Source organism: Vibrio sp. 1-Bac 57 (genome assembly GCF_037546855.1).
Taxonomy (GTDB): domain Bacteria; phylum Pseudomonadota; class Gammaproteobacteria; order Enterobacterales; family Psychromonadaceae; genus Psychromonas.
Genome location: NZ_JALAAC010000017.1, coordinates 72,209 through 86,610 on the forward strand (window position 1 = coordinate 72,209; position 14,402 = coordinate 86,610).

Below are 14,402 nucleotides of genomic sequence, written 5' to 3' on the forward strand. Positions count from 1 at the left end.
TAGAGTTAAGTGATTTATTAAATCTCGGAGGCTAACATGCTCAAATACCGTAATATTTTAGTTTATATAGATCCAACTCAAGAGCAACAACCCGCATTGCAACGTGCAGTCGAAATTGCACAAAAAGGAAAAAATGCAAAAATAACATTATTCCTATGTTGCTATGACCTTACCTATGAAATGACCTCTTTAAGCTCCATGGAAGAACGACATGCCATGCAGTCGCTTGTTATACGTGACAACAGAGAATGGTTAGAAACGCTAGCTGCGCCTTATCGTGAACAAGGATTAAGCATTGGTTGCCAGGTACACTGGCATAACCGACCTTTCCAAGCAGCAATTCAATCAATATTAAAAGAAGGTTATGATTTATTAATTAAATCAACACACCCTCACTCTCGTCTTAGTGCTATTTTATTCACGCCGACGGATTGGAATTTATTACGTAAATGCCCAGTACCACTTTTATTAGTTAAAGCTAAATCATGGCCTGAAAATGGTAAAATTTTATGTGCTATTGACTGTAAAAGTATTCAAGATACCGAGCACCATGATCTTAATGAAACAATTTTAAGTGAAGCGAATGACATTGCAGCGATGATCAATTCAAATATTCATGTAGTTAATGCTTACCCAAGCCCTCCTATGAATATTATGATGGAGCTACCTGAATTTGATCCTATTCATTATGAAGATGGATTAAAAAAATTCCATCAACAAACCTTGAGTGATTATGCTCGAAAATACCAAGTAGATGAAAAAAATATCCACTTGCATCAAGGTTTACCAGAAGATGTGATCAGCTCTGTTGCCTGTGATATTAAAGCAGAATTAGTTATTTTAGGCACTGTGGGCCGCTCAGGTTTAGGATTAACATTACTCGGCAATACCGCAGAACAAGTAATTGATAAATTAGACTGTGACTTACTAGCACTTAAACCAGAAGGTTTTGTTAGTCCAATCAAACTTGAATAAGCATGACTAGACTTTTAGGTCTGAAATTGCACTGTTGACTGACAATAATTAGTAGTCGTCGAAGTTGATAGTTGATAGTCATCGTTAGTATTTAAACAGCTAATTAAATTAAAAACTAACTGCAATAAATCGCAAATATAAAGCCCAACAAAATTTTCGCTTGTTGGGCTTTATTTTTTCTAGGATCTTTTACGTTAAATAAGATCGCCTAGATTTTAAATACTTCAACTGACTTGCTCAATACCGTAGCAATGGTTGATAACTCTTCAGATCTTTTACTATTATTCGCAGAACCTTCAAAAGTGACTTTAGCAATATCATTTATTTCAACAATACTCTCGTTTATATCACCGGCTACCAAGGTTTGTTCTTCTGCAGAAGTAGCAATTTGATTATTCATATCTTGAATCACTGAAATCGCTTGGCGTATTTGCTCTAAAGCATTATTCGCTTGTTGTGATTTCTCAGCCGTCATCTGCGCATTATTCACGTTCACTTGCATCAACTCAACTGAGTTTTTAGACTCATTTTGTAAGCTACTTATCATCGCTTGAATTTCTGTAGTGCTTTCCTGTGTTCTATTTGCAAGGCTTCTAACCTCATCAGCTACCACGGCAAACCCTCGCCCATGCTCACCGGCTCTTGCCGCTTCAATGGCTGCATTTAACGCTAATAAGTTAGTTTGATCAGAAATACTACGTATAACCTCAATAATACTGCCAATATCATCAATTTCACCTTCTAATTTAGTCATCACCTGTTGCACGCTGGTAATACCGCTAACTAAGGTTGAAATATCAGTATTCATATCAAGCACAACGTTAATGCCTTGGGTAGATTGATGATTTGCTTCATCAGCAGCTGAAGAAGCTTGCAAAGCGTTACGTGCTACTTCATCAACTGTAACCGTCATTTCATTCATCGCCGTGGATGTTTGCTCTAATTGCACCATCTGCGACTCTGAACTGCTATTAACACTCAAAGCCGACTCTGACATCATAGTTGACACACTATTAAGCTGTCCTGATGAGAGATTAATATTTTCAATAATTCCCTTCAGGCTACTTACCATGGTTAATACGGCTCTATATACACCTGTTTCTTGGCCATTAGCAGGGGTAATTGATTTTAGATCGCCACTCGCTATTTTTTGTACAATCGCTTCGATATCAGCAGGTTCTCCACCAATAGGACGATACATTAACTTAATAATAATGAGATAAATGCTATATAGAGAAATAATGATAAAAGCTAATGCCATCCATAAACTGGTTGCAAGATTATCATTCGATGCTTCATTGATATTATCCCAACTACTCCATGCCCAAACTGTCCAGTTCATACCTTCAATACGTGTTGCGGCTACGTCATACTCAGCGCCTTCAAAACTATAATCATGGTGGCTTACGCGATCATTTTTAAATTCTTGATAAGAAGGACGAATGTGATATATATTTTTCCCAATTAACTCACTATCTTTTGCCGCCAATAAGTAACCATCTTCACGACTAACAAAAATATTATTCTCAGGAGTTAATTTTTTAATGAAATCGGTCACCTGATTAATACCAATATCAACGCATAATGCCCCTATTATTTTTCCATTACGTTTTACAGGCACCACTAATGCCATCACTGCACCGCCAAAGTTACTCATATAGGGTGTAGTAATAATTTTTTCTTCGCCATTAAATGCACGAAGGTACCATTCACGCTTTTGTTCTTTTGCGTTAAACCCTTCAATCAAACCATCGGCTGCATCGGAATAAGTTTTTGCATCCTTAGTCGCAACGTAAGCTTCAAGCACCCCTAGATTCTTTTTCATCAGATGTAACGTTGAAACTGTCTTATCTATATCGAGTAACCCTGTTTCATCAATTTCAATATCATTCGCGATCAAATTTAGCACATCAAAATAACGTTCCATTTTTTGTTCGACGGCTTTAGAAATTAAAAACGATTGATTATCGAGTTTAGCAATATAATTTTCCGTAGAAGATGATTTGAAATTATTAAAACCAACCCCCGATACCAATAATATTGAAGTTGCAAATAGCAACCCTATTAACAACAACATTTTAGCTTTTACAGTCATGCTTTTTCCCTGAAGAGTTTTACGAGTGACTCTTCATATAATTATAATTTTATGGATTGAATAGTTTTTTAGATGCTTTGCAGATTAGAATAAACCAGTAAATACGCCCCTACTAATAACACTAAAGCCATAAATAATTATTTATGGCTTTAGTGTTGAGATAATTGTTTAAGTCACTGCTTAACTATTTATTTGAACTGCTACTTAAAGCAGCAACACAAATAATGACACGTTGCTTACTTCATATTTAGAATTTAAGTAACTGACTTATGCTTTTGAATTTAAATAGTTGAGGACAACTTCGTGATGGTCTTTAGTTTTAAACTTGTTGAAGATATGCTCAAGATTTCCCTGTTCGTCGATTAAGAATGATGTTCTCACTACGCCCATATTCTCTCTACCCATAAACTTCTTCAACTGCCAAACACCATAGTCTTCACAGGTGCTATGATCTTCATCGCCAAGTAAGGTAAAGTTTAGCGATTGTTTATTGATAAAGTTTGTTAATTTTTTGGGCGTGTCAGGGCTGATACCTAATACCACAACATTTAAATCCGTTAGCTCATCTTTACTATCTCTTAAGGCACAAGCTTGTGTCGTACAGCCAGGTGTTGATGCTCTAGGATAAAAATACACCAACACTTTTTTACCAAGATAATCACTTAAATTAACAATTGAATTATTCTGATCTGGTAATGAAAAATTTGGCGCGCTGCTACCGATTTCTAACATACAATTTTCCTTGTAAACTAATGATTAATTTTAATTTTTCTATTTATTATTCTTTATTTCTATCGATTTAAATATTTGAATAAGAAACACTTTTTGCCTGCACTAGCTTAGCGGCAAGTTATTCATATTCTTTAACATTTATTTAATAATTGTTGACGATTCAAGAGATAAACCTTCTTCTATTTCAGTTTGCGTGTTCGGCCATGCATTTAAAACCGCTTTAACTAATGTGGCTAAAGGAATAGCAAAAAACACTCCCCAGAATCCCCATAACCCACCAAAAATAAGTACAGAAATAATAATCACAACAGGGTGTAAGTTAACCGCCTCTGAAAATAGAATCGGTACAATTAAGTTACCATCAAGCGCTTGAATAATGCCATAGGCTATCATCAAATAGGCAAATTCAGGAGAGATCCCCCATTGGAATAGAGCCACCACTGCAACAGGCACTGTAACCGCTGCCGCACCGATATAAGGAATGAGCACCGAAAGTCCGACCAATAACGCTAATAAAGCAGAGTATCTTAAGTCCATAATAAAAAAGGTAAAATAAGTCGCGACTCCAACGATCAAGATCTCGGTTATTTTACCGCGAATATAATTCATTATTTGACCATTCATTTCCGACCAGACTTGTGCAGCTAATTTGCGATTTTTAGGCAAGAAACGCGTGCTACTTTTAATTAATTGGTTTTTATCCTTAAGCATAAATAGCATCATTAATGGTACTAAAATGGCATAAACTAACAGTGCGGCAATATCTAATAAAGACGCAAATGATTGAGATAGGAGAAACCCACCACGCTCTAATAAATAACTTTTTATAGTGCCAATAATATGCGTAATAGTCACCGGATCAATAGCTTCGGGATATTGCGTTGGCAACGTTAAAATATAAGCCTGTCCCTGGTTTAACATGGTCGGTAAATCACGAATAAAGGCGGCGCCTTGTTTGAATATAGTCGGTAACACCCCCAAAAAAGCAAACATAGCAACTGAAATAAATAACACCATCACTATCAAGGTCGCTAATGTTCTATTGATTTTGAAACGCATTAAATGAGTAACAGGCCAATCTAATAAATAAGCCAAGACAATCGCCACAAATAACGGAGTCAGTATATTCCCGAAAAGGTAGATGACGATAAAAGAAAACAGTAATAAAAGGAACAAAACACTTAAATTGGGGTCAGAGAAACGTGTCTTATACCATTGAAATAGTTGCATAAACATTCAATATTGATCCTTATATTAATTACAAGGTGTCATTTTACAGAGTAATAGACACTGGTGATGCGCTTTAAAAATAACCTGAATCGCAGAGCTTAAAACAAGCCACAAGTTATCTAACATGTGCAAGTACGATTAATCACTCAACTTAACTAATAATGTAGTTTGATCGCAGCTATAGCAATAGTTTTTTTTATCCAAATATAATCGTAGATCTTGCATTGCAGCTTGGTTAGAGAAAAGAATTTTAATGTCCACTGAATGCTCAGTCTTAATTAAAGTTTGCTTTAATAAAACTAATGCTAATGGACAACGTATATTACGTAAATCTAAACAGTACATAGAAGTAACTTATAACGTTATAAAACATTAATTGTACCATCTTGTTAATTTAAATAGTTGCCAATAAATACTCAGGAAAAAACAAAATAGGTTGCTTGTAAAATAATGAGAGCCCTCTTTTTTAATGTGTAAGGCACCCATTAATCGAGTTGGATGATATGATGCTATCAACATCTTTGATATCGAGAATGTTGTAATAGGCTAATTTAAATAACTTTTAAATAAATAAAATAAACTGGAGTAAAGAATGCTTTACAAATTAAAACTATTTGCGGTGTGTTTTTTTCTCTTATGCCTGTCTCCTAATAGCCTAGCCAACAATGACCTACCTGAAATAGGAACGGTTGGCTCTGGTGTGCTCACTATCGAAAAAGAAAAACAGTATGGTTGGGCTTTTAATATGATGGCAAACCAATCATTACCCATTATTGATGATCCAGTTTTAAATAATTATATTGCAACGCTTGGGCAAAATATTGTGGCCAACGCAGATTCAGTAAAGCTCCCCTTTAAATTCTTTCTAGTCGAGGATGATGAAATTAATGCAGCCGCTTTTTTAGGCGGAAATGTAAAAATCAATACAGGGTTATTCCTCTATGCAGCAACGGAAAGTGAACTTGCCAGCGTAATTGCACATGAAGTAGCGCATATTACACAACGCCATTTAGCACGAATGTTAGAGCAACAATCGATTAGCAACCCCGCTTCTATGGCCGCCATGGCGGGTTCTATTTTACTCGCTTTAGTCTCTCCCGCCGCAGGTATCGCCGCATTAACATCGACAATGGCCATCAACATGCAAAGCCAAATTAACTATACTCGCCAAAATGAGTTTGAAGCGGATCGGATCGGTATTCAAACCCTCGCCGCAGCGGGTTACGATCCCTATGGAATGGCTGATTTTTTTGGTAAATTGGCTGAAAAGTATAAATATGCAAGTCTACCTCCACAAATGCTATCAACTCACCCTTTACCAGAAGCTCGCTTGTCCGAAGCACGTTTACGCGCTAGCCAATTAAAAAAAACAAATATCAATAACAGCTTGAATTATCAGCTAAGTAAGGCACGCATCTTTGTCAGGTATTATCGCCTGAATGCTCCGGTTTTAATTAACAAGTATCAAGGTGAGTTACAAAACCACAAGTATCAACTTAAACAGGCTGCAGAGTATGGTTTAGCATTGGCTTATTTTAAAAACAAAGATTATGACAAAGCACAGGAAATTAATCAGAAGTTGTTGAATGATGATATTAATAATCTATTTTATATCGATTTAGCAGCAGATATTGCCTTAGCAACCAATAAGGAAAAAGATGCAATACAATTATTGATGTCATACGATAATAATTTGTCAGGTAATGAAGTTATCCTGCTCAACTTAGTCATTGCTTTGCAGCAAGATCAACAATATGTATTAGCTGAAAAGAAATTAGAGTTCTTTGTACGTTCTCATCCTAAACATGTCCTCGCTCATAAGATAGCCATTACTCTTTACAAAAAAATGTTAAACAAATCAAAGGAGCATGCTATGCGAGCAGAATATCTCGCGTTATTAGGCCGTTTTAGAGAGGCGTCACAACAAATGGGTAGCGCATTAGCTTATGCAGACAATAAGCTGGATCAAGCACGTTATAGCGCCAAAATTGAAGAGTTCAGACGTGATGATATTCGATTACAGGAACTGCAACAGTAACTCATCAACTTTTTCAAATCTTAGATTAAAATAATAAGAGGTGGGGTTAATTGTTATCCAATGTAGCGGCTCTATTCGGTCGCTACTAAATAATACTCAATGCAAAGAAAATACCTACCAATGTCGCACTCATAAAGTTAGATAACGTACCAGCTAATATTGCCTTTAGACCTAGACGTGCAATATCAGCACGACGGCTAGGCGCAATAACACTCAAGCCACCTAACAATATAGCCATTGATGACAAATTAGCAAAACCACATAATGCGACGGTTAAAATAACCTGTGTATGTTCGCTGAGTATATCTCGCACATTAATAAATTCGATATAAGCGACAAATTCATTAACCACTAACTTTTGCCCCAATAAACTTCCTGCTTCTAGTGCTTCAAACCATGGGATCCCCAATATAATAGCGATTGGAGCAAACAAATAACCTAAAATAGATTCTAAGGTTAATGCTTGTATACCAATCACACCACCAACAACTCCCAAAATATCGTTAATTAAAGCAATCAGTGCAATAAAAGCGATCAGCATAGCACCTACATTAAGAGCAAGCTTAAGACCTGAAGCAGCACCACTTGCCGCAGCATCAATCACATTAACGGGTTGAGCAAGGTTATCTTCATCTTGTAACTCAACTTCATCAAAATCAATTTTGGTTTTTTCTGTTTCAGGTTCAAGCAGTTTTGCCATTAATAAACCACCGGGCGCAGCCATAAACGAAGCGGCAATAAGGTAATCTAAACTCACTCCTAGCGACGCATACCCTACCAATACAGATCCCGCTACGGATGCTAACCCACCACACATAACAGCAAACAGTTCAGAACGAGTCATATTTTTAATATAAGGTTTAACGACCAATGGTGCTTCCGTTTGCCCAACAAAAACATTAGCCGCAGCAGACATTGACTCACTGCGACTGGTACCTAATACTTTTTGTAAAAAACCGCCGAAAATTTTAATAATTACCTGCATAATACCTAGGTAATAAAGCACCGCCATCAATGAGGCGAAGAAAATGATAATAGGCAAGACTCTAAAGGCAAAAACAAAACCGCCAGCACCAAAGATTTCGAACATTTTCCCCGAGACTAAACCACCAAATAAAAAGCTAACTCCAGCATTGGCGCTATCAATAACACCCTGAACCGCAGCGGACATCGCCTGTAGAAAATTAGCCCCCCATGGCGTAAAGATCACTAATGCAGGAATAAATGCTTGTAATATAAATGCTCCACTGACTGTTCTAAAGTTGATAGCATGACGATCACTTGAAAACATCACGGCAATCGCTATCAAGCAAAATAGGCCAACAAATCCAAACAGTATTTCCACAAGTTTCTCCATTCTTCACTTATATGCGGGGCGAATTCAACATTTAAGTCATAAAAATTGATATAAAAAAACACACTCGAAAGTGTGTTAAAAAATAAATTTGATATTCCGCTAAGCATAAAACTCTGTTCATTTTGATGATCACCAAAATAACAGCTTAGATTTTTCAATGCCTAAATTCACATCATAATTATATAACAGTGCTGTTGATAGCTAAACAAATTACATCAGCTATTTTTAAAACCTTATCAGGCATTGATAGATGGCTTAACAGTTCGGCAGCTCAATGAGAACAAGCTTGGGAAAAAATTGAGGTTATTTAGCCTCAATTCGGAATAACGGAAAAGAACGTTTTTATGATTTTAATCTATTTTTAATATTTAAATCTAAACACGTTAAGTTTGAATATATCAGCATGGTTAATTCGTACAGTTCAAGGCAAACTATCAAACCAATAACGGCTTATTGGAAGATAGATTAGCACAGGAACCCACAGAATTAACTGTGCTGAATCGCCTTGCTTATCTTGAGGTTAATTTAGAGCTTAACTTTCAACTTATTCTCCAACTTAACCTCCAAATTAATCTCCAGCAGAGGCTAGCTATAACACTTTTTGGAAGTGAGCATTATTAGCAGGATCCACAGTAAAACCCATTTTAATTAAATAGTCCTGATGCACAGGATCTAAAACCGTCACATTTAGAGACTTAACACCTTTTTCCTTTAAAAAATGGCGATGAGTTTTAAAATAATAAGCGCCTAATTTATAATCCCGATAACGTGGTAGCACATAGTCTAAATAGATATCAAAACAACCATCTTTTTTAACGGTTCCAATCAATAAACCAGCGATATTGTTGTCTCTCAGTAGATAAAAAACCTGATTCGCTTGGCACAGCTGCTGAATAGAACTTTGCATCATTATTTGTTGTTCATTATGACGAATGAAGTGCCACAAAAACTCTGAGTCAATGTTAGTTGACACTATTTTAAATTGTTCTTTAGTGGAATAGATGCCATATAAGAAGTACAAGTTAATCGCAGCGATGCCAAGATTCATCGCCAAGGTAGGCCATGAGTCAATGAAATAAGCAAAAGTAGCAAACAGTAAACAACCGATAAGATTTATAAAACGTAATTTAATAATCGAGGTCATAGTAAGAGAAATTAATACAACCAATGACGCAAAGTAACCAAACCATTCAACCCAATCTCTCAAGATTGATTCAATCATAATTCAAACCTCCCTTTTTAAGCTTCTATTTTAATATAAGCCCTTGATTAATAGTGCGACTGAAGTACTTTGGTCCCTTACCAATCCATATGTTGATTGTAGATATTGGTAAATAACCGAAATAATCACTTCATCGCCTAAGCCCATCGTATCCATTATCTTTGGGCACTTTTTATTAGCTGCACACTCCTGTGTTAGCTCAAAATAGCAAACTAGCGACTCAATTTTGCTAAAACTAATAATAAGTAATAGTTAGTGTAGAGACTGATTAAAAATATAATGCGATAAGAATCAAATAAGCTTGAGGAAATTGTCGGTTTTTTTATATTTCGAGATACAAAGTGAGTAAAGAACCTAATCAGCTAGCTGATTTGGTGAATCATTTAACAAAAAAAGCGATTTAATGACCTAATAACAACGTAATCGCGGATAGTTAAGTTGAGCGCTCTACTGAAAAAAATAACAAACATTTAAGCTTTAAATCAATTATTTATGCAGGACTTCAGTTACTGATTAAAGTACAATCTTGGTAATAAACATCACTTAAAAAATACACGGGTCATTCTATTTACGACTAACCTCCTCAATATATGTTCGAGATATTTATGGATAACAATTTACTGCTTTTATTTATTCCTACTTTTTTTGCCGTTTCTATCACGCCAGGGATGTGCATGACACTTGCAATGACGTTAGGTATGACGATTGGTATTCGCCGTAGTTTATGGATGATGATGGGCGAATTAGTTGGTGTTGGTTTAGTCGCATTATCAGCATTAATAGGTGTCGCTACCCTATTATTAGCAAGACCAAACTTATTTTTAATCCTTAAATATGCAGGTGGTGTGTATCTATTATATCTAGGTATTCAAATGTGGCGCTCGCGCGGTAAAATGGCGATCCCCTCCACTCCCGTCGATAACCAAGCAATTAAGCGAAGCGCACTAATAAGCCAAGGGTTCATTACAGCAATTGCGAACCCTAAAGGTTGGGCATTCATGATCTCTTTATTGCCTCCTTTTATTAATCCAGATAGTGCGTTATTACCGCAAGCCTCCCAATTGATTGCCGTAATATTATGTTTTGAGTTAATTTGTATGTTGCTTTATGCAACGGGTGGCAAAACGTTACGCCATCTATTACAACAGCAAAGCAGCGTAAAAATATTAAACCGCATCGCCGGTTCAATGATGATGTTTGTCGCATTATGGCTAGTGGTCAGTTAAGTAGTTAGGTGGATAATTGGTATATAGATAACTTACTAATATTTTAACTATTTAATACTGCTGCTAGTTTGAGGCTAAAAATATAGTTTAGTGGTTTTAATTAACATTTTCGAACCAATAAACAGCCTTAAATAGCAACGTCCTAGATAGATACTTTATACTTAGCCAACTTAACTTAGTTTCAGTTGGCTTTATAGTTCGCTATTAAAGTTAATTGCCCCTCATACATATAGGAATAATCTATGACCATAATGCAAAAAGTGCTTTGGCTGATTGCCTCTCTTGGTAATTTTTCAGCAGTCTACTTTTATACGCAGACTCAAAATGTATTTAGTTTGATCATACTTCTATTTACATTGGCATATACTGCTATTGGTCTCTACGATATTTTTCGTAGCCCGCACACACTCAATCGTCTTTATCCCGTTGTTGCCTATTTACGCTATTTTCTAGAATCTTACCGAGTTGAAATTCAACAGTATTTTATAGCCAATGACACCGAAGAGATGCCCTTTAACCGAGAACAACGCACGCTTATTTATCAACGATCTAAAAACCAACGCGATACCATTGCTTTTGGTACCCAACGCAATTTGATGGAAGATAATTATTTAAGCTTATGGCATTCACTGTCTCCTGCTCATGTCAAACCCGACGCTAAGCGGGTGTTGATAGGAGAAGCAAACTGCAAACAACCCTACTCCACATCATATTTCAACATTTCTGCTATGAGCTTTGGCTCACTAAGCCCCAATGCAATTGAAGCACTTAACCTAGGTGCTAAAAAAGCAGGGTGTTACCATAATACAGGTGAAGGTGCAGCAAGCCCTTATCACCTTAAACATGGCGGTGATATTGTGTGGCAAATTGGCTCTGGCTTATTTGGTTGCCGTGATGAAAATGGTCGATTTAACCCAGACAGTTTTACAAAAACAGCCTCACTAACACAAATAAAAATGATTGAAATAAAGCTTTCTCAAGGTGCAAAACCTGGCCACGGAGGGGTATTACCTAAGGCAAAGATTACCGATGAAATTGCACGTATTAGACAGATATCAAAAGATCACGATTGTGTTTCACCTGCTGTTAATCCTGAATGCACGTCACCTAAAGCGCTATTAAATTTTGTTCAGCAATTACGTGAATTGAGTGGTGGTAAACCTGTCGGATTCAAATTATGCGTCGGCAATCCAGCGGAGTTTCTCAGTATCTGTAAAGCAATGATAGAAACCGGCATTACGCCGGACTTTATTACTGTTGATGGTGCAGAAGGTGGAACAGGAGCCGCGCCCGTTGAATTCTCAAATAGATTAGGCTTAGTATGCTTAGAGGGAATTAGTGTCGTTAATAATGCCTTAATAGGAGTTGGATTACGCGACAAAATCAAGATTATTGCCTCTGGCAAAACAGCGTCTAGTTTTGATCTACTAGCTAAAATAGCAGCTGGGGCTGACCTTGTTAATGCGGCACGAACCATGATGTTAGCATTAGGTTGTATCCAATCCAGACATTGTAATACTAACCTTTGTCCAACGGGAGTTGCGACACAGGATCAAGCAAGATCTGAAGCTCTCGATATAGCAGTAAAAAGTGAACGAGTTAAAAACTATCATACCAATACCATGGCTAGTTTTTTTGAACTGGTGGGTAGTATGGGGCTAGACGATCCTACCAAACTGATTCCTCAGATGATCAAGCAACGCACATCCAATGGCGGTCAAATATCCGTCAATAGCTTTGCAAAACCACTGACATTAAATGCATTAATAGAAAATAAAGATCTCAACAAGTGTTGGCAACAATGGTGGCAAGCAAGTAGTGCAGAGCGATTTTATGCCGATGACTTATTTATATTGAAATCACCGGAACTTAGCTAAAATTAATGGAATTTACCCAGTAGGTAATTACTGGGTAAAAGTGATGCTACACAGAAATACTCTGTTTAATGAATAGCAATGCTCAGGTTACTAGCTGGACTAGTATTCCCTTTTTTTACTACATCACTTCAAACAAAAAATCGCCTCAGCGCTTTTCTTTAATATTAACCACCTGCCCCAACAACAGACGTCGCCAGTGTTGCAAAATCAGTGCAAACATCAGGCCGCTATAAAAAGTGATTATTTATTAGAGACAGTAATGCCGTTATCAGCAATCACTATATCGCCATTTTTATATAACTGACCTATTGCCTTTTTAAAGTTGCCCTTGCTCATTTTTAAAATTTTCGCAATTTGCTCAGGGCTACTTTTATCTGATAATGGCAAGAATCCATCGTGTTGTCTCATGGTTAATAAAATACGATCTGACAATCCGTCCATTTTTGCATAACCAGTTTGCGTTAAACTCAGGTCAATTTTGCCATCTTCACGAATACGTCTGATGTAACCTTTACATTTTTTGCCAATACCCAAATCACCGAACACATCACTTTCAAAAATAACGCCCCAATGTAAGTTATTAATAATCGCTTTAAAGCCAATGTCGGTACGATCTGCAATCAATAAATCAACCTTTTCACCCACTTTATAGTTTGCAGGCACTTTATCTAAAAATCGATCCAACTTAGACGAAGCTAATAGTCGCTCACTGATATCGTCTTGGTATACATAGACTATGTATCCTAAGCCCGTTTTCATAGCTACTTTCTGCTGATTGAATGGCACTAACAAATCTTTTGGTAGGCCCCAATCTAAAAATGCACCTGCGCGGTTTGTATCGACTACTTTTAATGACGCAAATTCACCCGCCATCGCTTTTACATGTTGTGTCGTCGCGATCAAACGGTCTTCAGAATCAAAATATAAAAATACTGAAATAGTTTGCCCTATTTGCATACTTTCAGTGACGTAACGTTTAGGTAATAAAACTTCACCTAAATGAGAACCTGCATCTAAATACAGGCCAAAATCCACTTCTTTAACGATCTTAAGTTCGTTATAAGTGCCTACTTTAATCATAATTCTCTCTTTTTAAATACGCCTCATTGTATGAGGTGTTTATTGTTTGGGTTTATCAATAACCGCTACAGTTAATCGTGAGGTGCAGATTAACTGTTGGCGCTCATTACAAATTTCTATTTGCCAAATCTGCGTACTGTAACCAATGTGGACCGCCGTTGCAGTCCCTGTCACAGTGCCTTTTTTAATACTTCTAACATGATTAGCATTAACTTCTAAGCCAACACAAACCTTGTCATCTGCAACTACTAAATTAGCAGCCACACTACCGAGTGTTTCAGCAAGCACAACTGATGCGCCGCCGTGTAACAAACCATGAGGTTGATGTGTTCGTGTATCAACAGGCATAACTGCTTCAATAAAATTGTCACCAATTTTAGTATATTCAATACCTAATAGTGCAATAATCGTATCTTTACTGATTGCATTTAATCGAGCTAAATCAGTGCTTTTCTTCCAAATACTCATCGTGCCCCTTAGATTAACTATTATTTATTGGTGATTATATTAGCTATCATTTAACGTTAATGTTTTATCTCAATCCTAGATAACAAAAGTGCCTTTTTATTT

12 protein-coding genes are annotated in these 14,402 nt (G+C 36.6%); 4 read left to right on the forward strand and 8 right to left on the reverse strand.

The window, feature by feature from the left end; all coding sequences use genetic code 11:
* Positions 1-36: 36 nt before the first annotated feature.
* Positions 37-975 carry a universal stress protein UspE gene (gene uspE, locus MT391_RS12425; protein WP_166370577.1) on the forward strand — a complete coding sequence of 313 codons (939 nt, stop codon included), beginning with the start codon at positions 37-39 and terminating at the stop codon, positions 973-975.
* A 208-nt stretch (positions 976-1,183) separates the two neighbouring features.
* Here uspE and MT391_RS12430 read toward each other — a convergent pair whose 3' ends face one another.
* The 4 genes from MT391_RS12430 to MT391_RS12445 all read right to left on the reverse strand — a co-directional run bounded on the left by MT391_RS12430 (position 1,184) and on the right by MT391_RS12445 (position 5,377).
* Positions 1,184-3,070 carry a methyl-accepting chemotaxis protein gene (locus MT391_RS12430; protein WP_166370579.1) on the reverse strand — a complete coding sequence of 629 codons (1,887 nt, stop codon included), beginning with the start codon at positions 3,068-3,070 and terminating at the stop codon, positions 1,184-1,186.
* 267 nt (positions 3,071-3,337) lie between these two features.
* Complete coding sequence (gene bcp / locus MT391_RS12435; RefSeq protein WP_166370581.1) at positions 3,338-3,802, reverse strand: thioredoxin-dependent thiol peroxidase; 465 nt, start codon at positions 3,800-3,802, stop codon at positions 3,338-3,340.
* A 138-nt stretch (positions 3,803-3,940) separates the two neighbouring features.
* Positions 3,941-5,038, reverse strand: a complete 1,098-nt coding sequence (locus MT391_RS12440; RefSeq protein WP_166370583.1) for an AI-2E family transporter — start codon at positions 5,036-5,038, stop codon at positions 3,941-3,943.
* Between the two features lie 132 nt (positions 5,039-5,170).
* On the reverse strand, positions 5,171-5,377 hold the full coding sequence (locus MT391_RS12445; protein WP_166370585.1) for a sulfurtransferase TusA family protein: 207 nt from the start codon (positions 5,375-5,377) through the stop codon (positions 5,171-5,173).
* A 247-nt stretch (positions 5,378-5,624) separates the two neighbouring features.
* Here MT391_RS12445 and bepA point away from each other — a divergent pair, with 247 nt between their 5' ends.
* Complete coding sequence (bepA, locus tag MT391_RS12450; RefSeq protein ID WP_499498311.1) at positions 5,625-7,070, forward strand: beta-barrel assembly-enhancing protease; 1,446 nt, start codon at positions 5,625-5,627, stop codon at positions 7,068-7,070.
* Positions 7,071-7,155: 85 nt separating this feature from the next.
* Here bepA and MT391_RS12455 read toward each other — a convergent pair whose 3' ends face one another.
* Both MT391_RS12455 and MT391_RS12460 read right to left on the reverse strand, forming a co-directional pair.
* A complete protein-coding gene (locus tag MT391_RS12455) occupies positions 7,156-8,415 on the reverse strand; it encodes a NupC/NupG family nucleoside CNT transporter (protein ID WP_499498313.1) in 1,260 nt (419 codons plus the stop codon).
* Positions 8,416-9,016: 601 nt separating this feature from the next.
* Complete coding sequence (locus tag MT391_RS12460) at positions 9,017-9,649, reverse strand: hypothetical protein (protein ID WP_205962992.1); 633 nt, start codon at positions 9,647-9,649, stop codon at positions 9,017-9,019.
* 605 nt (positions 9,650-10,254) lie between these two features.
* On the opposite strand from MT391_RS12460, the gene MT391_RS12465 reads away from it, so the two are divergent.
* Both MT391_RS12465 and MT391_RS12470 read left to right on the forward strand, forming a co-directional pair.
* Positions 10,255-10,875 carry a LysE family translocator gene (locus MT391_RS12465; RefSeq protein WP_499498315.1) on the forward strand — a complete coding sequence of 207 codons (621 nt, stop codon included), beginning with the start codon at positions 10,255-10,257 and terminating at the stop codon, positions 10,873-10,875.
* A 242-nt stretch (positions 10,876-11,117) separates the two neighbouring features.
* Complete coding sequence (locus tag MT391_RS12470; protein WP_499498317.1) at positions 11,118-12,752, forward strand: FMN-binding glutamate synthase family protein; 1,635 nt, start codon at positions 11,118-11,120, stop codon at positions 12,750-12,752.
* 240 nt (positions 12,753-12,992) lie between these two features.
* Here MT391_RS12470 and MT391_RS12475 read toward each other — a convergent pair whose 3' ends face one another.
* Both MT391_RS12475 and MT391_RS12480 read right to left on the reverse strand, forming a co-directional pair.
* Positions 12,993-13,832: a CvfB family protein gene (locus tag MT391_RS12475; RefSeq protein ID WP_299665522.1), complete on the reverse strand. Its 840-nt coding sequence runs from the start codon at positions 13,830-13,832 to the stop codon at positions 12,993-12,995.
* A gap of 39 nt (positions 13,833-13,871) precedes the next feature.
* Positions 13,872-14,300 carry a hotdog fold thioesterase gene (locus MT391_RS12480; protein ID WP_166370597.1) on the reverse strand — a complete coding sequence of 143 codons (429 nt, stop codon included), beginning with the start codon at positions 14,298-14,300 and terminating at the stop codon, positions 13,872-13,874.
* Positions 14,301-14,402 lie beyond the last annotated feature (102 nt).